This is a genomic window from Photobacterium sp., assembly GCF_033720175.1.
Classification (GTDB): Bacteria; Pseudomonadota; Gammaproteobacteria; order Enterobacterales; family Vibrionaceae; genus Photobacterium.
Map to the genome: position 1 here is coordinate 76,910 of NZ_JAWWDA010000016.1, position 23,380 is coordinate 100,289.

Consider the following 23,380-nt stretch of genomic DNA (forward strand, 5'->3'; position numbering starts at 1 on the left):
ATTCAGGGAGGCTTATCAAAAAATAACCATTAAAATGTTAAACTTAAGTAAAAGCGCAGGGTCTATGTAGTCGGTAGTTTACAGCGATGTAAAACGATTGCGCTAGTGGCTGAGATTAATATTTTTCTTAAAAAAAGCCGGGAAATAAAAGGAAAGGTACTGTGATGATGGGAGTAAAACGTGCTTCAGGTAAAAAAACAGCCGCAATTAATTCGGCTGTTTTTATGATCTTCAGATGTTTTTACGAAGTGAGAATTAACTAGTGTACTTGGTTGTTACCGCTTTCAGGTGCACTCTCTAGTAGCGCAGCTACATCAATGCTATCAAAGTCATAGCTGGTGCCACAGTAGTCGCAGTGCAGCGAGACTTTCCCTTTGTCGGCCAGAATATGCTCGATTTCAGCGCGGTCAAGCGAGCAAATGGCAGAGCCACTGCGCTCACGTGAACAACCGCAATGGAATTCAACCGGTTGAGGCTCGAATAATTGTACTTCTTCCTGATGGTACAGGCGGAAAAGCACATCTTGTGCTTCAAGACCAAACAATTCTTCGTCTTTTACGGTGTCGGTGAGCTGCTCAAGGTGTTCAAAATCACCGGAGGTGCCTTGGCCGTCAGGCAAGACCTGAAGCAGCATACCCGCTGCCGTTGCTTGATTGCCAAATTCTCCCGTTCGCAACCAGATACGGGTTTTCAGTTGTTCTGAGTTTTTGAAGTAACCTTCCAGGCTGTGTGCCAGGCTGCCGCCTTCCAAACCGACAACGCCCTGGTAGCGTTCACCGTTCGTTGGGGTTATCGTGATCACCAGGTAGCCTTTGCCCATTAGATCATGGATATTGCCTTCAGCAGGCACCTCACCTTCCCAACGAGCCACACCACGTAGTTTCTGATCATGATCACCGTTAATGACGGCGAGTTTCACCGGGCCGTCGCCTTGCAGCTGTACCGTGATCGAGCCTTCAAACTTCAGCGTTGCTGTCAGCAAGCTGGTTGCGACAAGCAGTTCGCCTAATAGCTTCTGCACTGGCGCCGGGTATTCCTTGCTGGAAATGATGTGTTGATATGTGTCGCCTAACTGGACGAGCTCACCACGTACAGATACACCTTCAAACAGGTAACGGTACAGATTATCGTTTGTCATTAGCTTGTCTTCTCCAGCAATTAGTTACTGCTCTTAAATTTAATTATATCGCGTCGCTGTTTTTTATCAGGGCGCTTATCAGGACTCGGGCTGCCAAAAGCATTAATCTTGCGCATTTGTGCATGTTGCTCACGCTGCTTAAGGCTGTCTGCCGTTTCTTTATATAAGGTTTGTGCTTCCGGTGCTCCCCGGCGTGCACTTGACAGCTTTTCAATAATGACCGTTTTTTCTTCGTTGCCCTGTCTTATGCGGACTTCGGCGCCGACTTCGACAATTTTACTTGGCTTGGAGCGCTGGCCGTTGTAGTGCACTTTGCCTCCATCGGTCATATTTCGGGCAATTGAGCGAGTTTTATAAAAACGCGCTGCCCATAGCCATTTGTCAAGACGGACCTCAAGCGGGTCTGAATTCGATGATTGACGACTCACAACGGGCTCCTTACCAAAATTGGGCGCTAAAGTAGCACAATGCATTGACTGCGTCAGCAGCCGGTTAAGTCTAGTTAATGGTGTTATCGGGGAGACATTTCAACGTAAAAAAAGAGAATTTATTTCGAAATAGATCTAGTCTATTGATAGTAACTATGTTTTTTGCGTGATCTGGATTGCCGTATTGAATGATTCCAGCCGTTTTCGACTGCCTTAATACCTTCAGAAAGAGTATTATATATGATCAGGTTGGCTAATCGCAAAATATGCATTCTCAGGAATAATGGATTAAAGAATGGTTGCAACAAAGTGGTTTGAAACACTTTACTCAAAGCGTCCGCTGTCGTCCCAAACTGCGACAAGAATAATGACGTGGCTATTGGTCGTGATGTTGGCATGGCTGCTGGGGCGGTTGGCGTGGTCATTTGTTAAGCCCGCGACAGATGTGATTCCCTGGCAGGCGAAAGCGGTCTCAGCGTCTAATGGCCAAACATCGGCCTTTCCCCTCTCTGATGTACTGAGTATGAATTTATTTGGTCGCTACCAGCAAGATGCGCCGATCATAAAAAAAGGACCGGTTAAGCAAGATGCGCCGCAAACCCAGTTGAATTTAACCTTGGTTGGCGTGGTCGCGAGTTCCAGTCCTGAAACCAGCCTTGCGGTGATAACGAAGGGCGGCAAGCAGAATACTTATGGTCTTAACGAAGCCATTGAAGGCACGCGCGCAACCCTGCAGGCAGTTTATGTGGATCGGGTGATTATCCGTAACAGTGGTCGTGATGAAACGCTGATGCTTGATGGGGTGACGTTTTCTCAAGCTCAGGCTCAGTCTTCCAGCCGTCAAGTGGAACCAGAGCGTTCTTCTGAATCGCCGCCAGCCTCGGAACTGGCTAAAATTAAAGAGGAAATTCTCGACAAACCGCAAGCGTTGTTTAGCTATATTGGTTTGTCGCAAGTGAAGAGAGATGGCGAGTTAGTGGGTTACCGCGTTAACCCGGGCAAGGACCGTGTGTTATTCGATGCGGTTGGCCTTGTCGCGGATGATTTGGCTGTAAGCCTTAATGGCAATGATTTAACCGACCCTGCAGTAATGGCGAAACTGTGGACGGAATTATCCCAAGCCACAGACTTTACGCTAACGGTTGAACGAGATGGTCAATTACATGATATTTATATTGAATTGCAGTAGTGATTCGACAGCGAACAAGCGATTAGGGCAGGAGTTTTTTTGTGAAAAAATGGATGGGTAAGAGTGCCCTGTGGCTGTTAAGTAGCTTGCTATGCAGCTCAGTGATGGCGAGTGACTTTAGTGCCAGCTTCAAAGGAACTGATATTCAGGAATTCATCAATATCGTCGGGCGCAATCTGGAGAAAACGATCATTGTCGATCCCGCAGTGCGTGGTCAGGTGAATGTGCGCAGTTATGACTTACTGAACGATGAGCAATATTACCAGTTTTTCCTCAATGTTCTGGAAGTGTACGGCTTTGCCGTGGTCGAGATGGAAAACGGGGTACTGAAAGTTATTCGTGACAAAGATGCGAAAACCTCGGCTATTCCTGTCGTTGGTGATAACGACAAGGTGCAAGGCGATATCGTGGTTACCCGGGTGATTGCGGTTCGCAATGTGTCTGTTCGAGAGCTATCCCCCTTGTTACGCCAGCTGAATGATAACGCCGGCGCCGGTAATGTGGTTCACTATGATCCAGCCAATATCATTATGATCACCGGCCGGGCCGCAGTGGTCAATCGACTGGCTGAAATTATCGAGCGGGTGGATCGTGCGGGTGACAAAGAAGTGGCCATTATCGAGCTGAAGAATGCCTCGGCGGCAGAAATGGTGCGGATTGTGGACGCGCTCAACAAAACAACCGATGCCAAAAATATCCCAGAATTCCTGCAGCCTAAGCTGGTGGCCGATGAGCGTACCAATACGGTGTTATTGTCTGGCGATCCAAAAGTACGAGCCCGTCTGACCCGCCTGATCCGTCAGCTGGATAGAGAGATGGCGACATCGGGTAATAACCGGGTGGTGTATCTGAAATATGCCAATGCGGAAGAGATGGTCGACGTGCTTAAGGGCGTGTCTGAAAATTTGCAGGCTGAAAAACAAGGCGGCAGCAAACAGACAGCAGCCAGTAACGGCGCGGAAGTGATGATATCAGCGCATGCTGATACCAACGCACTGATCGTGACCGCCCCGCCTGATATTATGCGGGCGCTGGAAAATATTATAGCCCAGCTCGATATTCGCCGTGCTCAGGTGCTGATTGAAGCGATGATTGTCGAAATTGCCGAAGGTGACGGTGTCAATCTTGGTGTGCAGTGGGGATCACTGGACAGCGGGGTGGTGCAGTTTTCCAATTCCGGGATCCCGATATCCCAGTATGCGGTGGGCCTGAAACAAGCAGAAGATGTGCCTGGCTCCACAACCATTACCGGGGCTGGTGATAACCAGGTCACAACGACGACACCGGATCAACAAGGTGACTACGGTACCCTGGCCAGTGTTCTTGGCGGCGTCAATGGCGCCGCGTTGGGGCTGGTGCTGGGCGACTGGACCGCCTTAGTTAATGCGGTTGCCACCGATACCAACTCCAATATTCTTTCTTCACCCAGCATTACCGTGCTGGATAACGGCGAAGCCTCATTCATTGTCGGTGAAGAGGTTCCGGTGGTAACGGGGTCGACGTCAAGTGCCAGTAATGACAATCCATTTCAGACCGTTGAACGTAAAGAAGTGGGAATCAAGCTCAATGTTACCCCGCAGATTAATGAAGGCGATTCGGTACAGTTGAAAATTGAACAGGAAGTATCCAGTGTGATCGGGGCCAATGGCGCTGTGGATGTTCGTTTTTCCAAACGTCAGCTGAACACCTCCGTGCTGGTTCAGGATAGCCAGATGATCGTGCTGGGTGGCTTGATCGACACACAAACCAATGAGAGTGAATCGAAAATTCCGCTGTTAGGCGATATTCCGATATTGGGTCACCTGTTTAAGTCAACCAATACCACGACCCAGAAAAGAAATCTGATGGTGTTTATTAAGCCGACCATTATCCGCGACGGCGTGACGGCTGACGGTATTACTCAGCGTAAATATAATTACATTCGTGCTGAACAGCTTTATAAGGCCGATCAGGGGCTGAAATTAATGCCCAATACCATGCCACCGGTCTTGCCTAAATTCGGTGATAATATTGAGCTACCGGCTGAAGTGCGCGCCTTTGTTGCTCAGTTGGAGGATCTGTAATGGCTGCGGTTAACATGGAAGGCGATGTGCTCACCCTGTTCCGCTTGCCCTTTTCATTTGCCCGGCGCCACCGTGTTGTACTGGAAGCCGGCGAGCAAGGCTTGATACTGTTTTACTGTGGTCAGCTATCTGCGGTGGTGTTAGCGGAAGTGCGCCGTGTTGTCGGCAGGAGTTTTACCCCGGTAGAGCTGACAGAAAAAGCGTTTGAGCTGAAGTTAACCGAGGCTTATCAGCGGGATTCATCTGAAGCCCGTCAGCTGATGGAAGATTTGGGATCAGACAGTGATGATTTCTTCTCGCTGGCAGAAGAGTTGCCGGAATCCGAGGATTTATTGGAATCCGAAGATGATGCGCCGATCATTAAATTGATCAATGCCATGCTGGCTGAGGCCATCAAAGAAGCGGCTTCTGATATCCACATTGAAACGTTTGAAAAGATACTGTCGATCCGCTTCCGGGTTGACGGTGTCTTGCGCGAAGTGTTGCAGCCGAGCCGTAAGCTGGCCCCCTTGCTGGTTTCGCGTATTAAGGTTATGGCCCGCCTCGACATTGCTGAAAAGCGTGTGCCGCAAGATGGCCGTATCTCACTGCGTATCGGTGGCCGGGCGGTGGATGTGCGTGTCTCGACTATGCCGTCGTCTCACGGTGAGCGTGTGGTACTGCGTCTGCTTGATAAAAATGCGACTCGACTCGATTTGCATAGCTTAGGGATGACACCAGAGAACCATAAAACCTTCTGTCATATTATTCAGCGTCCCCACGGTATTATCCTGGTGACCGGCCCGACCGGTTCAGGTAAATCGACCACCCTGTATGCAGGGTTGCAAGAGCTGAATAGCCAGGAAAGAAATATCTTAACGGTGGAGGATCCGATTGAGTTTGATATTAACGGAATTGGTCAAACTCAGGTTAACTCAAAAGTAGATATGACCTTCGCCCGGGGCCTGCGTGCTATCTTACGTCAGGACCCGGATGTTGTAATGGTCGGTGAAATTCGCGATCTGGAAACGGCTTCTATTGCGGTTCAGGCGTCGCTGACCGGCCACATGGTCATGTCGACCTTGCACACTAATACCGCGATCGGTGCGATCACCCGTTTACGCGATATGGGCATTGAACCTTTCCTTGTTTCTTCTTCTTTGCTTGGGGTGCTGGCGCAGCGTCTGGTGCGTACCTTATGCTCTGAATGCCGTCAGCCCTATGAAGCTGATGCCGAGCAGAAAAAGCTGTTCCACCTGGGTGAGAATGATCCACTCACTTTATACCGTGCGGTAGGTTGTGAGCATTGCAATAACAAAGGCTATCGTGGCCGTACCGGTATTCATGAGCTGTTATTGATCGATGACACAGTACAGGAGCTGATCCACGCCGAAGCCGGTGAGCAGGCAATTGAAAAAGTCATTCGAAAATACACACCAAGTATCCGTGACGATGGCTTACTTAAGGTCAAAAAAGGCATTACTACCCTTGAAGAAGTGATGCGAGTGACCAAGGAGAGCTAATGGCTGCATTCGAATACAAAGTGCTTGATGCTAAAGGGCGCCAGAAAAAGGGCGTACTGGAAGGGGATAATGCCCGTCAGGTACGTCAGCAACTGCGCGAGCAAGGTTTTGTGCCGGTAGAGGTAGTGCAAACTCAGGGTCGTGAGAAAAAGCAGAGCAGTACTGGTTTCCAGTTTCGTCGCGGTATTAGCGCAAGTGAACTGTCATTGATCACCCGACAGCTGGCAACGCTTGTTCAGGCGGGCATGCCTCTGGAAGAATGTATAAAAGCCGTCGCAGAGCAAAGTGAAAAGCAGCGATTGAAAAATATGCTGTTGGCAGTGCGTTCACGGGTGGTTGAAGGCTATACCCTGTCAGACAGCATGGCGGAATATTCCCATGTGTTTGATCGGCTATTTCGTGCCATGGTGGCAGCGGGTGAAAAATCCGGCCACTTAGATACTGTGCTGAATCGCCTGGCGGATTACACTGAAAACCGCCAACAGATGCGCAGCAAGCTGCAGCAGGCGATGATTTACCCGACCATGCTGACCCTGGTCGCGGTTTCGGTTGTCGCCTTTTTGCTGGCGACCGTGGTCCCTAAGATCGTCGATCAGTTTGTCCAGATGGGACAGCAATTACCGACGATTACTGAAATACTGCTGGTTGCCAGTGACTTTGTTCAGAACTGGGGTATTGTCGTGGTGGTGGTAATTGTTACGGCAATAGCACTGTTAAAAACAGCCTTGAAAAAGCCTGATTTTAGAATGAAATGGGATCGTTGGGTGTTGCGGGTACCGGTGATTGGTAAAGTGGCCCGTGGCCTGAACACCTCTCGCTTCGCCCGTACCTTGTCGATTTGTACATCAAGTGCCATTCCTTTGCTTGATGGTATGAAGGTCGCTTCAGATGTGATGACCAATACCTGGGTCAATAAGCAGATTTTAGAAGCCGCAGACAAAGTGCGCGAAGGGGCGAGCCTTCGTGTTTCTTTAGATAAAACAAAACTATTCCCACCGATGATGCTACACATGATAGCCAGTGGTGAGCGTAGTGGTGAGCTGGAACAGATGTTAACCCGGGCCGCTGATAACCAAGATCGGGATTTTGAATCTCAGGTTAATATGGCGCTGGGTGTTTTTGAACCACTATTGATTGTCTTTATGGCGGGCATTGTCATGTTTATCGTGATTGCCACCTTAATGCCAATCATTGAACTAAATAACATGGTTGGCATGTAGTTTTTCCTTTGGAGGTCTTTTCAATGCAACGCAAACAACACGGCTTTACGCTGTTAGAAGTCATGGTCGTTATTGTTATTTTAGGTGTACTGGCCAGCTTGGTGGTGCCGAACCTATTGGGTAACAAAGAAAAAGCGGATCAGCAAAAAGTCGTCACTGATATCAGTGCGCTTGAGCAGTCACTGGATATGTATAAGCTTGATAACAGCGTTTATCCGTCCACCGATCAGGGGCTGGAGGCATTGGTGTCTAAGCCTTCATCAACACCTGAGCCGCGTAATTACCGCGACGGCGGCTACATTAAACGGCTGCCTAAAGACCCTTGGGGTTATGAATATAATTATGTCATGCCAGGCGAGCATGGCGCGATTGATGTCTTTAGCCTGGGTGCGGATGGCCAGGAAGGCGGAGAAGGTAGCAATACGGATATAGGTAACTGGAACATGCTGGACTTTTAAGTCCAGAGTTCAATAACCATGAATAAACGTGCAGCAGGTTTTACTTTAATTGAGATATTGTTGGTACTGGTGCTGCTGGCAACCAGTGCCGTGGCCGTTATTATGACCCTGCCGGAAAGCAAAGAAGACAAGGTCAAAGAAGAGGCTGCACGTTTTCACCACCTGGTTCAGCTGCTGGGTGAAGATGCCTTGCTCAATGGGGTTGATTACGGGATCCGTATTGAGCGCCATCGTTATCAGTTTCTTGAGCTAACCAGTAAAGACTGGCAGCCGATCGCCGAGTCCCGTTTTTTCACTGCCATTGAAGTCGGCGACGATATCGACTTGAGAGTCGAGATGGGCGGCTATTCCTGGCAAGACAAAGATCGTTTATTCAACCCAGGCTCGCTATTCGATGAAGATTTGTTTGCTGAACAAACTGATAAAGACAAGATTAAACCGCCGCAAATTGTAGTAATGGCCAGCGGAGAATACACCCCGTTTACCCTGGCATTTGAAGTGGACGGGGAAAACCTGTTCTGGCGTATTCAGGCAGATGAACTGGGGCAGCTCTTTTTACTCCGCCCGGGTGACGAGCTGAGAACAGGGAAAACACGATGAAGCGTAATCGCGGGATGACCCTGTTAGAAGTATTGGTGGCTTTGGCGGTATTTGCCACGGCGGCGCTCAGTGTTATGAAAGCCGTGAGCCAGCATTTAAACACCCTGGGCTACTTAGAGCAGAAAACCTTTGCCGTCATGGTGGCAGATAACGAGTTGGCGAAGGTCCGCCTGTCGGGACAGATCCCGGCTACTGAGAAGCGCGGCAAGTCTGAGCTGGCCGGGCGCGAATGGTACTGGAGCATTAAAAATACGAAAACGGCAGACGGTTATTTAAGAGCGCTAGATGCCACGGTAGCAACGGATGCTGAGAGAAAACAAACGGTGGTCACGGTCAGAACTTATGTTGCGAATTAATTGCCGCCGCCCTTCAATCCGACGTCCTGGTATGCAGCAGCGGGGCTTTACCTTATTAGAAGTACTTGTGGCCATTGCGGTATTCGCGATGCTGAGTTTGTCGGCCTATCAGGTGCTTAGTAACGTACAGTTAAGTGATCAGCAGTCTCGTGAACATAATGAACGACTGAAATCGATTCAGCGAGCCATGGTCATGATGGATAACGATTTCCGTCAGATAGTTGCGCGACGCGTACGCAATCAGGGTGAAAAACCGTCAGAGAAGCTATTGCTGTCAGGTGAGTATCTGCTTGATTCGGAAGATCAGGGCATCATCTTTACCCGCGCCGGCTGGCAGAACCCGCAGCAAATGTTTCCGCGGGGTGAAAATGTCCGGGTCGGCTACCGGATCATAGAAGATAAACTCGAGCGTGTGTGGTTCCGCTATCCTGATACGGTAGTGGGAACAGAGCCTTTAATACGCGAAACCTTAGCGGATGTTACCAAGCTCTCTTTCCGTTATTACAGCGAAAAAAAATGGGTCGATGAGTGGTCTAAAGAGACAGCTTTGCCGGAAGGCATTATGGTAAAAATGACCCTGGCAGATTTCGGCGACATAGAGCGCATTTACCTGCTGCCGGTATCAGGGCTCAGTGCGATTGGGCAGGAGGATAACAGTTAATGAAACAGCAAAAAGGCGTTGCGCTGATCGTTGTCCTGTTGCTGTTAGCCCTGATGACTCTGCTGGCCGTGCAAATGACCGAACGATTACATATCAACTTCTACCGGGTTGAGAACCAGATACTGAATCAGCAAGCATACTGGTATGCCCAGGGATTGGAAGAACTGGCAAAGGTGGCCATTAAGCAAGGTGTCGATGACAGTGATACCGTTAACCTGAGCCAGGCATGGGCAACCAAAGGCCAGCGTTACCCGTTAGACAATGGTGAAGCGATTGGCAATATTATTGATCGCCAGGCTTGTTTTAACCTCAATGCATTAAGTCGCGTCAAACCGGAGGCGGATCAAACGAAGAAGCCTTTTTTAGTGAGCTATCTGCAATCACTGCTGGAAGAAGTGGGGGTAGAGAGCTATGAAGCTGAAGTCGTTGCAGATTCCAGCTGGGAATTTGTGGATCCGGATGATGCCGTACAGTCATCGTTCGGTGCCGAAGACAGTACTTATGAAGGTTTTCTTCCGCCTTATTTACCCCCCAATGACTGGCTGGCAGATGTCAGTGAGTTTCGTGCCATTAATGGTGTTACCGGCCAGGTTTACAATAAAGCCAAGCATCTGCTTTGTGCACTGCCAAGTGACAAGATGGTGCTGAACGTGAATACCATTGATGAGCAGCAGGCCGCCCTGCTGGCGGGTTTATTCACCCCGGCGTTATCATTGTCAGATGCCCAGACGTTAATTGCCTCCCGTCCCTATGATGGCTGGCAAAGTGTGGATGATTTTAAGAACGAGCCGACGATCAGCGGGATTGATGCTGCAATCCTGACGCGTGCTGAAAAACACCTGGCGGTGAGCAGCGATTATTTTCAACTGGATACAGAAGTGTTGGTCGATCGAGCCCGACTTAGATTAGTTGCATTACTGAAACGTGATGCTCAAAAAGAGGTGACAGTGATTCGTCGCCGTTATGGAGGGATCAGTGAGCGAATTTCTGACAATAAGGCTAAGTAGCCGGCCTGAACAGCCGGTGCAATGGCTGGTCTGGTCGCCACAGCAAAACGAAGTTATTGCATCAGGCCAGTTGGCTGATATGACGCAATTGAATGAATTGGCTGAGTATGCGGCGCAGCGTCCGGTGATTGCGCTTGTTCCTGCCAGTGAGTTGCTGTTAACTCAGGTTGCGATTCCTGCCGGTAGCGGACGCCAGTTGGCGGCAGTTTTACCCTACCTGTTAGAAGAAGAACTGGCACAGGATGTTGATTCACTGCATGTGCACCTGATAAAGCGTCAAGGTGATATCGCTAATGTGGCCATTATCGAACACAGCAAAATTGAACACTGGCTGAATGAGTTTGTCAAAGCCGACATAGAAGTGAAAAAACTGGTACCCGACTGTTTGTGTCTGCCACTCTACGATGATGGTTATAGCGCCGCGGAACTTGGGCGGCAATGGCTGGTACGTCAATCTGAAGCTTTGGGGGTCTGTGCGGAGCCGTCATGGCTGGGTAGCTGGTTGCTGGCACAAAAAGCGCCGATTGCTACCGTTGTCGTTGAAAGCGAAGAGCCGGAAACCGAAGAAGAACCAGAAGCCGAAACCGCAGACGGCTTACCGGTATTAACCATCCATCACTTTACGCCGGCACCAGAGCATATGCCGGGTAACTGGCAACCGGAAACCCCTGAACTGGTCATGCAGCTGCTTGCAGAAGGTGCTGAAAGCAGCAAAGTAAACTTGTTATCCGGGCCATATAAGCCCCAGTCGGTGTGGCGAAAGCACCTGAAGCCATGGCGCAAGGTCGCGATTGCTGCGGGGTTGGTATTGACGACGGTTGTTGTTGAACACTTTGTGTCGGTGCAGAGGATGGAACTGCAGGCGCAGGCTTACCGGGCCGAAAGCGAGCGTATTTTCCGTCAGGTGTTACCTGAATTTAAACGTATTCCTTCACAAAGTTACCTTAAAAATCAGATGAACAGTGCGATCACCCGGCTGGGCGGTGATGGCAGTGATCAGGGGTTACTACCGTGGCTGCTGCAACTTAAACCGATGTTGAGTAACGTGCCGCAAATGACAATTCTGAATATGAAGTATGATCAGAATCGTGGTGAGTTACGTCTTCAGGCAAGTGCGGCAGAGTTTCAGCATTTCGAGCAATTGCGCACCTTATTGGCGAAAGATTTTGAGGTAGAGCAAGGCCAGTTGAATAAAGATGGAAATCAGGTTAATGGTGCCGTGGTCTTAAGGAGAAAATCATGAAAGGGCGGTGGAAAGCCTTAAGCCTGCGCGAGCAACGCCTGGTGCTGGGTGGTGCCGGGGCATTAGCCCTTGCGGTGCTTTACTGGGGATTGTGGCAGCCATTGTCGAACCGGGCAGAAATTGCACAAACACGCATTCAGGCTGAGCGTCAGTTACTTAGCTGGGTGGAAGCAAAAGCGGAAGAGATAACTCGCCTGAAAGGTGCATCCGGCTCGGCTGTGAAAATTAGCGATAAAGGTCTGAACCAGATCGTAAATGAAACCACCAGTCGTTTTCGTATTGAGCTCATTCGTATGCAGCCTCGCAGTGAGGCAGTACAAGTGTGGGTTAAACCAATACCATTTAATACATTAGTCAACTGGCTCTCTTTTTTACGCGATGAGTATGGTATCGAAGCGCAGTTTCTGGATATTTCTAAAACAGATGTAAATGGTATGGTCGAAGTGAACCGCCTACAGCTGGGGCGAGGATAAACGTGAAGTTTAAATCAGTATTAGGTACCACCTTTGGTGCCGTCTTAATCGGTAGCTTAATGGCCCATGTTCCAGCCAGTTGGTTATGGCAGCAGTTGCCCGCCGTCAAAGGCCTAAAGGTTGCGGGGATCAGCGGTACGCCCTGGAGAGGAATGGCGTCACAAGTCAGATGGCAACAGCAGAATCTGGGGCGAGTGCAGTGGAATATGAGCCTGACTGCTCTACTGGCAGGCAAAGCTTCATTTGCCGTGCGTTTCGGAAATGGCAGCGATCTGGCGTTCGATGGGCGGGGGACGCTGGGTTACGGTATATCTGGTCCATTTGCGGAAAATTTACTGGTATCGGTACCGGCTCAGAATTTCCTGAAATATACTCGTGCGCCTATTCCGGCAACAGTTGAAGGTAACCTTGAGCTGACCATCCGTGATTATCAATATCAGGCGCCATATTGCTCTGCGTTAGATGGCTCACTGGCGTGGACGTCCGCCAATATTAGTTCTCCTCTGGGAGGGATCAATCCCGGCCCTGTTATTGCCGATTTGAGCTGCAAGCAAGGTCAGCTGACTGCGCAGGCAAGCCAATCTTCAGTTGATATATCCAGCGATTGGCAAGCAGTGTTAGCGGCCAACCAAAGCTACAGCTTAAATGGCTGGTTTAAGCCCGGCGCGGAATTTCCGCCTCAATTAGGCGAGCAATTAAAGTGGTTAGGTAACCCTGATAGTAAAGGGCGTTACAAAATAACCTATAGCGGACGCTTATAATAAGCGTACCAAGATCGGCTGACATTGTAGCAAGCTTATAGGTTTCCAAAAAAATAGGTTTCCAAAAAATTACTTTATTTCACCCGGCTATTGCCCTTAAATAGCCATATTATGGTGATACAGGAAAACGGCATGGCGGCTGAAAAAAACAAACCTGAAATTTTATCGACCGAAGTTGTGGCCCAGTCACAACTGTTTAAAATCGAGTCTCTTGGCCTGCGTTTTTCCAATGGGGTTGAACGTACTTATGAACGGATGAAACCCAGCAATCGTCACGCTGTATTGATTGTACCAATTACGGCTGACGGTGATTTGTTGCTGATCAGAGAATATGCTGCCGGTACCGATAGGTATGAGCTTGGCTTCCCTAAAGGCCTGATTGATGCAGGAGAGAGCGCAGAGCAGGCCGCCAATCGAGAGCTGAAAGAAGAAATTGGCTTTGGGGCGAAACAATTACAGATTCTTAAGGAAGTGGTGCTGGCACCATCTTACTTCTCCAGCCGGATGACCTTGTTCCTAGCGCAAGATTTGTATTCGGAGCAGCTCGAAGGCGATGAACCGGAGCCGTTAGAAGTTGTTCGCTGGCCTGTCAATCAGGGCGAAGAGCTGATCAATCATCTCGATTTCGCTGAAGCTCGAAGTATTACGGCACTTTTCCTTGCATTAAAGCAGCTTTCAAATTAGGAGCGAGTCATGGAATTATCGAATCTTTTACCATCGGTGATTGATATTGCTCGTGAGTCTGGGCGAGTGATCCTCGATATTTATCAGTGCGGCCAGTTTGAAAAGGAAATTAAACAAGATAACACGCCTGTGACCAGTGCCGATTTGGCGGCGCATAAACTGGTGATGGAACGACTAACTGAACTGACGCCTGATATTCCGGTGTTATCAGAAGAAGATGCAGAAGTCCCCCTGTCGGAGCGCAGTCAATGGCAGCGTTACTGGCTGGTGGATCCGCTGGATGGAACCCAGGAATTTATTGCCGGTAGCGGTGATTTTGCGACGATCATTGCTTTAGTCGAAGATAACACGCCTATTATGGGCGTCGTATATGCGCCTGTTTCTGACGTGGTTTATTATGCTTACCGCAGTAAAGGAGCCTGGAAGATCACAGCCGAAGGCGACACGGTGCGTATTGCGACACATACACATCAATTGCCAACACAGTCGATAGCGGTTGCGATTAGCCGGCGTCAGGATATTCGGACGATTACGGAGCGTCTTGATCCTTCATTGAATTATGAGCTGGTTCCATTGGGTTCGGCAGCGTTGAAGTCGTGCTTGGTTGCAGAAGGCGCAGTAGACTGCTATCTACGCTTAGGCCCAACCGGGGAGTGGGATACTGCGGCGACGCAATGTATTGTTGAAGAAGCGGGCGGCCGTATTCTCAATACGCACCTTGATCCCCTGTCATACAATGAGCGTGATACGCTAGAAAACCCTAATTTTATTACCTTAGGGGACTTGTCGCTTCCTTGGGCGGCGATTTTGACGCCAGATAATCGCTTGCTGGATGGTAAGTGATGATTTAGCTAAGTGTTAAGCCATGATTGAACGACAACGGAGCCTGCTGGCTCCGTTTATATTTGGCTAAAAACCAATATACCCCAGTAACCTTAAAACAAGCGGTTTAACCCATTCAGTGCCGCAACACGATAGGCTTCTGCCATGGTCGGATAGTTAAAGGTGGTATTGACGAAGTAATCGATCGTATTGCCTTCCCCTTTTTGCTCCATGATCGCCTGGCCGATATGGATGATCTCCGCGGCACGTTCGCCAAAGCAGTGGATCCCTAAGATCTCTTTGGTTTCACGGTGGAACAGGATCTTCAGGCTTCCCACTTCGGTACCGGCGATCTGAGCTCGGGCCAGGTGTTTGAACTGTGAACGGCCGACTTCGTAAGGGACTTTTGCTGCCGTTAGCTGTTGCTCGGTTTTACCGACCGAGCTGATTTCTGGGATGGTATAAATACCGGTTGGAATATGATCGATAAGGCTGCCCTGCGCCTCTCCGTTGGTAATGGCCTGTGCGACAAAACGTCCCTGATCATAGGCCGCGCTCGCAAGGCTTGGATAACCAATCACATCACCAACCGCATAGATATGATCAACCTCGGTGCAGTAGTTTTGATTGACCGCAAGCTGGCCTCGGGAATCGGGAGTCAGACCGACGGTAGCCAGGTTCAGCTTATCGGTGTTTCCGGTTCGGCCATTGGCATACAGGAGGCAGTCAGCGCGCATTTTTTTACCCGATTCCAGCTGCAGTATGACCCCCTCTTCAGTGCCTTCAATGGTCTTGAAAGTCTCTCCGTTACGGATCATCGCACCGTTGTTCCACAAGTGGTATGACAGTGAATCGGAAATTTCGTTATCTAAAAACTCCAACAAGCGATGACGGGTATTGATGAGATCGACTTTAACCCCTAAGCCACGGAAAATAGAAGCATACTCACTGCCAATAACACCTGCGCCATAAATAATAATATGGCGCGGATCATGCTTGAGCTGCAAGATGGAATCACTGTCGTAAATTCGCGGATGATTGAAATTCACACCGTCAGGGCGATATGGTCGAGAGCCGGTTGCAATGACGAATTTATCGGCACTGTAAGTCTCGCTGCTGCCGTCACGATTTTTGACTCCTACCGTGTGGCTATCAATAAAATGGGCCTCACCAAAGATGATGCTGCACTGATTGCGGTCGTAAAATCCTTGGCGCATTCGGGTTTGTTTGTTTATCACATCCTGGGCATGCCCTAAGATTTGGCTAAACGTACTGTGTAGGCTGGAGTTATTTTTGCAATACAGCGGGTTCTGGTTGTATTCAATGATACGGCTGACAGCATGACGTAATGCTTTGGATGGAATTGTGCCCCAGTGGGTACATCCACCGCCAACACTTTCCTCCCGTTCGATAATCGCGACATTCAATCCGGCTTTGGTAAGCCCCATGGCCGCCCCCTCTCCCCCTGGCCCGCTGCCAATAATGATGGCGTCAAAGTGGAGTGATTTTTTATTCTTCGTCATTGTTGGCCTTTTATTATCATCAGTGCAACATTGCCATAGCTACAGTTTAACTTTTTCCCGAGTTTGGTAGAATCAGAGGGACGCGATAGGTCGGTGATGATCACGTTGTTCGCTGGAAATTGAGTGAAACTTCGATCCTGACAGGCTTATGACGTGGTTTAAGGCTGTAATTCTGTGGCGAGTGACTTTGTGAGCTGGTAGTTAAAATTCACAATTACTGCTTTGATTCAGCTTCTATCAGGATTTACTATGCTCTGATGGAAATGAAAAATGCCGATTCACGCTGAAGCGATAGATAAAACAGCGTATAGTTGCAAAAAAAGATTATAGAGAAGCAGTAGGTTCATGGGAATCAGGGCTCAACAAAAAGAAAAAACCCGCCGCTCACTTATCGATGCTGCATTTAGTCAGTTAAGTGCAGATCGCAGTTTTTCCAGCCTCAGCTTACGCGAAGTTGCTCGTGAAGCTGGTATTGCACCGACATCTTTTTATCGCCATTTTAAAGATATGGACGAATTAGGGCTGACCATGGTGGATGAAGGTGGTTTGATCCTCCGTCAGCTCATGCGACAGGCGCGGCAGCGCATTGCTGAAGAAGGCAGTGTAATTCGTACTTCTGTCGAAACATTTATGGAATTCATTGAAAGCAGCCCGAATGTATTCAGGTTGTTATTGCGCGAACGTTCCGGTACATCGACGGCGTTTCGTGCCGCAGTTGCCCGTGAGATCCAGCACTTTGTTGCCGAGTTGAGCGAGTATCTGGAAGCCAAAACGGGTGTGACTCATGAAGAGGCCTACATTCAGGCTGAGGCATCAGTGACGCTAGTATTCAGTTCCGGAGCAGATGCACTGGATATTGACACTCATGCTCGAGCTGAGCATGCTGAAAGGCTGATATTGCAATTAAGAATGATTGCTAAAGGTGCCTATTGGTACCGTAAAGAGCGTGAGCGTCGTGAGCTCAGGCAGAAACTATAACCTTATTGTGTTGGTGAAGGATATGGACAAGGAACAAGTAAAATCGGAACGCAAGACATTAATTCTTTCTCTGTTAGCGGGCTTATGTGGTAATGCAACGTTAGCCGTATTTACGTCTAGCCATGTTGCATTCTCAGTCTTTCCGGTTATCGCATTTGGCATGGCAGTGTACTGCCTGTATCAAGAGTACCTGCGTAAGCCGCTGACTGAAGGGACACCGGCAATTGCATTTGCCTGTTTTCTGGTTGGTGGATTTGCTTATTCGGCCTTCCTACGGGCGCAACTGCCCGATATGGGGTCAAACTTCCTCCCCCTTATGATTGCGCTGGCGCTGTTGGTGTGGGTCGCTTATAAGATGGGTATTATGAATACTCCAGACAAGCCAAAAGAATCATAGAGTCTTGATTTTAAAATAAAAGGCGCCATTTGGCGCCTTTTTTGTTGCCGTGATTTACGGCTAAGTCAGCTTGAAGACAAACGGTGTCAGGTATTACTTACGTTCAAGAAACACACCGGCTTCCATATGGTGGGTATATGGGAACTGATCGAATAGCGCAAAGCGGGTAATACGGTGAGTCTGAGATAAAATCGCCAGATTTTCTTTTAATGTATCAGGATTACATGAGATATACATGATGCGCTCATATCCCTGTACCATACGACAAGTGCCTTCATCCATGCCAGATCGTGGCGGATCAACAAAGATAGTATTGCAATTATAGCTTTGCAGATCGACGTTCTGATCTTTCAGGCGGCGAAACTCACGTTTTCCTTCCATTGCATCGGTAAAGTCTTCTGCTGACATTCGGATAATCTGTACATTATCAATATCATTCACGGCGATATTGTACTGCGCCGAATCTACCGACGGTTTGGCAAGCTCTGTTGCCAGAACACGGTCGAAATTCTTAGCCAGTGCTAAAGAGAAGTTACCGTTGCCACAATAGAGTTCCAGCAAATCACCTTTACTGTCCTGAGTGCAATCAACCGCCCATTCGAGCATCTTCTGAGCAACTTCGCCATTTGGCTGGGTAAAGCTGTTTTCGACTTGCTTGTAGGTCAGGCTCTGATCAAAGACATTCAGCTTCTCAATCACAAAATCACGATCGATGATAATTTTCATCTTACGGGCGCGGCCAATGACATTGAGATTAAAGCCTTCATCATTAAGGCGCAGCTTCAGTGCTTTTGCTTCTGCTTCCCATGCTTCATCTAACTGGCGGTGATAAAGCAGCGACACCAGAATTTCACCGCTAAGCGTGGAGAGGAAATCCACCTGGAATAGTTTATGACGCAGAGTATGACTTGGCTTCAGTGCTTCAATAAGCAGTGGCATTAAGTCGTTGATCACACGACTTGCTGCAGGAAACTGATCTACACGATATTTTTCGCGTGTGTCCTGATTGAACATGACGTAGTAGAGATCTTCGCCTTCATGCCATACTCGAAATTCTGCGCGCATACGGTAATGTTCGGCAGGAGAGGCGAACACCTCAAGCTCGGGAGTTTCAAAATCGTCAAAGATGTTTTGAATACGCTCTGCTTTTTCATCCAGTTGCTGTTGATAATCAGCGGTGTTAATTGCGGTGGATGCCATTAGTGTGCCTCAAACTGCTCAAAATAAGAGCGCAGATTCTATTGTATTGGTGACTGATGTCCAGTGTTGTTCCTGATAAAAGTGTAGTCGGAGCCAATTATCGCTCAGCCTGCACAAACAAAAGCTAGACATTAAGCCTATAGATAACTAGCATTTGCGGTGCGCTGGTTTGCTAAATGAATAGCTAGGGAACACGGTGAGATTCCGTGACTGACGCGCAGCGGTAAATAGAGAACGAAAGCACACGGACGTATGTTCCAAACACTGCTTCTTAGGGTTGCGCAATGCAATCAACCGGAAGTGGGAAGTTGTGTCGTAGGTGGTTGTTCAACCATGCTCTTAAGTCCGAAGACCTGCCAGCGTATCAAGCAATAATTGCTGAGTAATAAACGCGACTTAAGGTATCCCCAAAATGAAAAAAACGCTTCTAGCAGTGGCATTAGCCCCGCTGTGCCTCCAATCCAATGCTTTTGCTGCAGAAACTTCGCCTGATGAAGTCATGGTTGTGACGGCAAACCGTTTCGAGCAGTCAATACACTCAACGCTAGCGGATGTTGAAGTTGTGACCCGTGAAGACATTGAACGAATTCAAGCTAAAACAATTCCTGATGTACTACGTCGGCTCACGGGTATTCAAATTACACAAAATGGTGGTCGAGGACAGCTTGCTTCAATGTTCGTTCGTGGAACGAGCTCAGATCAGGTTCTTGTGTTAATCGATGGCGTCCGTTTTGCTCGCGCAGCAAAAGGTGCCGTAGATTTCAATCAAATCCCGTTAACATATGTTGAGCGAATTGAGTATGTTCGAGGAGCTCGGGCTTCATTGTACGGCTCGGAGGCTATTGGCGGTGTAGTCAATATCATTACCGTCGCTCGCGCGGATCAAGTAGGCACTAAATTAAGTGCCGGGCTAGGAAGCTTAGATTATCAGGCACTGAGCATCGCATCGGGCATTTCTACTTCTGACAACGGTCAGTTAAACATTGCTGTCGGGCATGAGAGTGATAAAGGCTATAATGTGAAGCCGTCACCAGGCCTCAATGATGGCGATCGCCATGGTTTTGAGACGTTGAATGGCCTTGTCGGTTACACCCATAAACTCAATGAAGCCATTTCGCTGTTTGGAAATGTTCGAGGGTATGAAAATGTCAGCCAATATGACAATAGCTACATCTCTCGTGGTTACTATGAATCCGAGAAGGATGATTTATCGTTCTCTTTGGGTGGTAAATATCAAAAAGAAGCTTTCATGAGTCAATTGCAAGTAAGTTTGCAGAAGCAAGACGCTTGGAACTATGAGCAGTCAAAAGGAAAATATTCTGGAACACAAGATGAGCTTGAGCAAAGTAATGTGCAATGGAATAGCAGTTACCAACTAAACGATGTGGTTGCTATTGCTGGTGGGCTTGATTGGCGTGATGAATCATATGTCGATAAAAAGGCAAATAATACGTTTGAACGTTACAACACCGCTATTTATGCTCTAACGACGGCTCAGTTTTCTTCTGCAATAATAGAGGCAAGTGCTCGGTTAGATGAGAATGAAGAGTATGGCAGCGAGATCACCTATAACTTAGGTGCGGGATATCAGTTTGTACCTGAGTTCGGTGTAAAAGCCTCTTATGGAACCGCGTTTAAAGCTCCAAACCTATATCAGCAGTATGATCCAACTTATGGCGAGAAAGATCTTAAGCCAGAAGAATCTGATGCTATAGAGGTTAGTCTCAGTGGTGTAGTAAAAGATATTTATTGGTCGCTAACGGGCTATGACTACAAGATTACTAATCTAATTGATTACCATCCGATGACCTACAAATACCAGAATGTGGATGATGAAACTCATATACAAGGTGTCGAGTTAGTCGCTGAGTTTGATACTGGTATCGTACAGCACCAGGTGAGCGCTGATTATAAAGATGCAGAAGATAGTCATGGGCAACAACTGCAGCGTCGTGCAAAAGAAATGTACAAGTGGAATGCCATAGTTAGCTTTGATCAAGTTGACTGGTCAGTGAGCTACCTTTATGTCGGCAAGCGTCCAGATGAAGATTACAGCACGTGGCCTTCTACACGTGTGACATTACCGTCTTATTCATTGGTCGATACTGCAGTCAGTTATTATGCAAATGCATCAACAACGATCAGTGCTCGAATTGATAACTTATTTGATGAAGAATATGAAACGGCATTAGGTTATCCATCACCGGAACGTGCATATTATCTCAATATTATGTACCAGTTCTAATATCCAACCGCCTTCGGGCGGTTTTTTGTTTTTTAGGTTGTTAACTTGATGAAAAAGAAAGTCATCGTAAGCTGGTCTTCCGGCAAAGACTCCACACTTACCCTGATCAAGCTGCTCAACGACCCAGCCTACGAAGTGGTTGGTTTATATACCACTTATCTTGAAGATGAAGTGCCATTCCAGGCTACACCGATTGAGATGGTTAAGCAGCAAGCCCGGTTAACAGGATTACCGTTAATCACTATTGCGCTACCCGAGGTATTTCCCGCCAATGACGTTTACCAGTCGTTAGTTGTTGAAGGATTAAAAACCAGCGGGTTAGAGGTGGAAGCCGTCGCGTTTGGCGATATGTTCTGTAATGGCATTGCCGACTACCGTCGTAGTTATATTGAACCCGCAGGCTGGCAATGTGTATTTCCATTGCTTGGTCGAGACAGCAAAGAGCTGGCGCAAGAGATCATTGAGTGCGGGATCAAAACGCTGGTGACAACCGTTGATACCAGTCAGCTTAATGGCTGTTACTGTGGCAAGTGGTATACGGCCGAATTTATTGCCAGTTTACCTGATGGCGTTGATCCCTGTGGAGAAAAGGGGGAATTTCATACCCTGGTGGTGAAAGCACCATGCTTCTATTCGGAGCTGGCTATTAGCATAACGAACTGCGAAAGGCAGGAAAGATTCCATTATCAGAGATACCAGTTACTCTGATAATCACTTCATTATCAGGGGATATTTTTTATCTGGTGCAGAACGCAGTATGATAAGCGCCCTGATAATAACTTTGGTCTGTGGTGCATAGTGAAAAGAGTACTTGTTTTTGATTCTGGTGTTGGTGGATTATCGGTTTATCAGGAAGTACATGCTCTTCTACCACAGGTTCAATATATCTATGCTTTTGATAATGAAGCTTTTCCTTATGGTGAGTTAGCTGAGGATGTATTAATCCAACGTACTCATCATATCGTTTGCCTGTTAGTCGCCCGCCATAATATCGATTTAGTCGTGATTGCTTGTAATACTGCGAGCACTATCGTTCTACCTTCGCTACGTGGATCATTATCCATACCTGTTGTGGGTGTGGTGCCCGCGATAAAACCAGCTGCCGCAATCAGTAAAAAGAAAGTAATTGGTTTACTTGCTACGCCTGCAACCGTTAAGCGTGCTTATACTCATGATCTTATTCAGCAATTTGCCTGTGATTGTGAGGTTCTTATGATGGGTTCAACGCGATTAGTTGAAATGGCAGAAGAAAAGCTACGAGGTATCAGCGTGTCGTCAGATGAACTCGGTAAGATTTTACAACCCTGGCAAGGTAAGGTTGACTGTATCGTTTTGGGTTGCACACACTTTCCCCTTATAAAAGAAGATATAGCATTGGCCTTTAAGTCGGCGGTACAAATTGTGGATTCAGGGAAGGCAATTGCCAACCGAGTTAAATTGTTACTAGGTGAGTGTGTTGAGACAGGTGGGACGATTGAAAACCTTACATACAACAGTGCCGCGACAAAAGATGCCGCGGCACTGAATTACAGTTTAAGGAAAATGCAGTTAGGGATTATTCAATCTCTTCATCTTCCAAATTTTTAGGTTCATTGGCTTCACGAATTTTTAAAGTTCGCTGACCATACTCTTTATTATTGAGATTGCGGATAGCAGTATCTGCATCCTGACTATTCATAACAACAAAGCCAAATCCCCGACGTTTACCTGTACGCTTATCTTTCATCAAGCGTACAGCAAACACTTCACCATGTTCGGCAAAAAGGTTTTTCACATCATTTTCGTTTGCACGATAAGGCAGGTTGCCTACATAGATGGTTTTGCTGCTCTGAGATGAATCTATTGAATCTTGAGATGATGACTGTTGATCTGGCATAAAATGTATAGCCAGGCCTGTAATGATTACACCAATAGCAAATGCTACCGCTGGTGGAACAGATACGAAGTTAAAAACTAGAGTACCGATAATAGCAATGGCGATTACCGTCATTAGTGTTTGATTGGAAAATTTCATATTTAAAACTATATCGTCATAAAGGGTAAGAGAGAATGCGTGATTGGTCATTTTAACAACAAGGTCACATTGATATTACTTTCATTGACTTGTAATTACCAGTTAGTGAGTGTGACGATCCTCTAATGTTGTAATTACAAGCTATAAGTTCACATTAGATGAAATAATAATCAAGCGAAGTATTTTTTAAAAAAAACGCTTGTCAGAGTGATCTAAGTCTCTATAATGCGGCCTCACTGACACGGAGCACGGCGCTTAGCCAGCAACCTAGTCAGTATGTTCTTTAACAATTTGACCATGCAATCTGTGTGGGCACTCGTGAAAAAGTTAAGTCGAAAGATTTATCAATGAACTGAGTGACCGAACAGTATGATTCCTGCAGAGGAATGATATTGGCACAGTCAATTTATGCTTCAAC

24 protein-coding genes and 1 riboswitch are annotated in these 23,380 nt (G+C 47.6%); of the genes, 19 read left to right on the forward strand and 5 right to left on the reverse strand.

Annotated features, from left to right (window positions below; all coding sequences use genetic code 11):
- Window positions 1–259: 259 nt before the first annotated feature.
- Complete coding sequence (hslO, locus tag R3289_RS16775) at window positions 260–1,138, reverse strand: Hsp33 family molecular chaperone HslO (protein WP_318926839.1); 879 nt, start codon at window positions 1,136–1,138, stop codon at window positions 260–262.
- A 20-nt stretch (window positions 1,139–1,158) separates the two neighbouring features.
- Window positions 1,159–1,566 carry a ribosome-associated heat shock protein Hsp15 gene (gene hslR, locus R3289_RS16780; protein WP_318926840.1) on the reverse strand — a complete coding sequence of 136 codons (408 nt, stop codon included), beginning with the start codon at window positions 1,564–1,566 and terminating at the stop codon, window positions 1,159–1,161.
- 295 nt (window positions 1,567–1,861) lie between these two features.
- Here hslR and gspC point away from each other — a divergent pair, with 295 nt between their 5' ends.
- The 14 genes from gspC (at window position 1,862) to cysQ (ending at window position 14,626) form a co-directional block, all read left to right on the forward strand.
- Window positions 1,862–2,755 (forward strand): type II secretion system protein GspC, encoded by an 894-nt coding sequence (gene gspC, locus R3289_RS16785; RefSeq protein WP_318926841.1) that lies wholly within the window; start codon window positions 1,862–1,864, stop codon window positions 2,753–2,755.
- 41 nt (window positions 2,756–2,796) lie between these two features.
- A complete protein-coding gene (gene gspD, locus R3289_RS16790; protein WP_413466715.1) occupies window positions 2,797–4,818 on the forward strand; it encodes a type II secretion system secretin GspD in 2,022 nt (673 codons plus the stop codon).
- Window positions 4,818–6,320, forward strand: coding sequence for a type II secretion system ATPase GspE (gene gspE / locus R3289_RS16795; RefSeq protein WP_318926842.1), 1,503 nt, complete (start codon window positions 4,818–4,820; stop codon window positions 6,318–6,320). The genes gspD and gspE overlap by 1 nt, the downstream gene beginning before the upstream one ends.
- Entirely contained in the window at window positions 6,320–7,540 is a 1,221-nt protein-coding gene (gene gspF, locus R3289_RS16800) for a type II secretion system inner membrane protein GspF (protein WP_318926843.1), read from the forward strand. The genes gspE and gspF overlap by 1 nt, the downstream gene beginning before the upstream one ends.
- 23 nt (window positions 7,541–7,563) lie before the next feature.
- Window positions 7,564–7,998, forward strand: a complete 435-nt coding sequence (gspG, locus tag R3289_RS16805) for a type II secretion system major pseudopilin GspG (protein WP_318926844.1) — start codon at window positions 7,564–7,566, stop codon at window positions 7,996–7,998.
- Window positions 7,999–8,016: 18 nt separating this feature from the next.
- Window positions 8,017–8,598 carry a type II secretion system minor pseudopilin GspH gene (gspH, locus tag R3289_RS16810; protein ID WP_318926845.1) on the forward strand — a complete coding sequence of 194 codons (582 nt, stop codon included), beginning with the start codon at window positions 8,017–8,019 and terminating at the stop codon, window positions 8,596–8,598.
- Complete coding sequence (gene gspI, locus R3289_RS16815) at window positions 8,595–8,954, forward strand: type II secretion system minor pseudopilin GspI (RefSeq protein WP_318926846.1); 360 nt, start codon at window positions 8,595–8,597, stop codon at window positions 8,952–8,954. Before gspH ends, gspI begins: the two co-directional genes overlap by 4 nt.
- Window positions 8,941–9,615: a type II secretion system minor pseudopilin GspJ gene (gene gspJ, locus R3289_RS16820; RefSeq protein ID WP_318926847.1), complete on the forward strand. Its 675-nt coding sequence runs from the start codon at window positions 8,941–8,943 to the stop codon at window positions 9,613–9,615. Before gspI ends, gspJ begins: the two co-directional genes overlap by 14 nt.
- Window positions 9,615–10,622 (forward strand): type II secretion system minor pseudopilin GspK, encoded by a 1,008-nt coding sequence (gene gspK, locus R3289_RS16825; RefSeq protein WP_318926848.1) that lies wholly within the window; start codon window positions 9,615–9,617, stop codon window positions 10,620–10,622. Before gspJ ends, gspK begins: the two co-directional genes overlap by 1 nt.
- Entirely contained in the window at window positions 10,591–11,865 is a 1,275-nt protein-coding gene (gene gspL, locus R3289_RS16830; protein WP_318926849.1) for a type II secretion system protein GspL, read from the forward strand. Before gspK ends, gspL begins: the two co-directional genes overlap by 32 nt.
- Window positions 11,862–12,338, forward strand: coding sequence for a type II secretion system protein M (locus R3289_RS16835; protein WP_318926850.1), 477 nt, complete (start codon window positions 11,862–11,864; stop codon window positions 12,336–12,338). Before gspL ends, R3289_RS16835 begins: the two co-directional genes overlap by 4 nt.
- Window positions 12,339–12,340: 2 nt before the next feature.
- A complete protein-coding gene (locus R3289_RS16840) occupies window positions 12,341–13,099 on the forward strand; it encodes a type II secretion system protein N (RefSeq protein WP_318926851.1) in 759 nt (252 codons plus the stop codon).
- Between the two features lie 132 nt (window positions 13,100–13,231).
- Complete coding sequence (gene nudE, locus R3289_RS16845) at window positions 13,232–13,783, forward strand: ADP compounds hydrolase NudE (protein ID WP_318926852.1); 552 nt, start codon at window positions 13,232–13,234, stop codon at window positions 13,781–13,783.
- 9 nt (window positions 13,784–13,792) lie between these two features.
- Window positions 13,793–14,626, forward strand: coding sequence for a 3'(2'),5'-bisphosphate nucleotidase CysQ (gene cysQ, locus R3289_RS16850; RefSeq protein ID WP_318926853.1), 834 nt, complete (start codon window positions 13,793–13,795; stop codon window positions 14,624–14,626).
- Window positions 14,627–14,718: 92 nt separating this feature from the next.
- Here cysQ and sthA read toward each other — a convergent pair whose 3' ends face one another.
- The gene (gene sthA, locus R3289_RS16855) at window positions 14,719–16,128 is read right to left on the reverse strand and encodes a Si-specific NAD(P)(+) transhydrogenase (RefSeq protein WP_318926854.1); all 1,410 of its coding nucleotides are present in this window, start codon (window positions 16,126–16,128) and stop codon (window positions 14,719–14,721) included.
- A gap of 345 nt (window positions 16,129–16,473) precedes the next feature.
- Between sthA and fabR the strand changes: the two genes are divergently transcribed.
- Together fabR and R3289_RS16865 are read left to right on the forward strand one after the other, a co-directional pair.
- Window positions 16,474–17,106, forward strand: a complete 633-nt coding sequence (fabR, locus tag R3289_RS16860; RefSeq protein WP_107284686.1) for an HTH-type transcriptional repressor FabR — start codon at window positions 16,474–16,476, stop codon at window positions 17,104–17,106.
- A 22-nt stretch (window positions 17,107–17,128) separates the two neighbouring features.
- Window positions 17,129–17,503, forward strand: coding sequence for a YijD family membrane protein (locus R3289_RS16865; protein ID WP_318926855.1), 375 nt, complete (start codon window positions 17,129–17,131; stop codon window positions 17,501–17,503).
- A 93-nt stretch (window positions 17,504–17,596) separates the two neighbouring features.
- Here the strand turns inward: R3289_RS16865 and trmA are convergent, their stop codons facing one another.
- The gene (gene trmA, locus R3289_RS16870; RefSeq protein WP_318926856.1) at window positions 17,597–18,703 is read right to left on the reverse strand and encodes a tRNA (uridine(54)-C5)-methyltransferase TrmA; all 1,107 of its coding nucleotides are present in this window, start codon (window positions 18,701–18,703) and stop codon (window positions 17,597–17,599) included.
- A gap of 148 nt (window positions 18,704–18,851) precedes the next feature.
- Window positions 18,852–19,079, forward strand: a riboswitch (cobalamin riboswitch).
- A 36-nt stretch (window positions 19,080–19,115) separates the two neighbouring features.
- Here trmA and btuB point away from each other — a divergent pair.
- The 3 genes from btuB (at window position 19,116) to murI (ending at window position 22,535) form a co-directional block, all read left to right on the forward strand.
- On the forward strand, window positions 19,116–20,948 hold the full coding sequence (btuB, locus tag R3289_RS16875) for a TonB-dependent vitamin B12 receptor (protein WP_318926857.1): 1,833 nt from the start codon (window positions 19,116–19,118) through the stop codon (window positions 20,946–20,948).
- A 48-nt stretch (window positions 20,949–20,996) separates the two neighbouring features.
- Window positions 20,997–21,656 (forward strand): ATPase, encoded by a 660-nt coding sequence (locus R3289_RS16880; protein ID WP_318926858.1) that lies wholly within the window; start codon window positions 20,997–20,999, stop codon window positions 21,654–21,656.
- Between the two features lie 87 nt (window positions 21,657–21,743).
- Window positions 21,744–22,535 (forward strand): glutamate racemase, encoded by a 792-nt coding sequence (murI, locus tag R3289_RS16885; protein WP_318926863.1) that lies wholly within the window; start codon window positions 21,744–21,746, stop codon window positions 22,533–22,535.
- Here murI and R3289_RS16890 read toward each other — a convergent pair.
- Window positions 22,504–22,962, reverse strand: coding sequence for an RNA-binding protein (locus R3289_RS16890; RefSeq protein ID WP_318926864.1), 459 nt, complete (start codon window positions 22,960–22,962; stop codon window positions 22,504–22,506). The genes murI and R3289_RS16890 overlap by 32 nt on opposite strands.
- Window positions 22,963–23,380 lie beyond the last annotated feature (418 nt).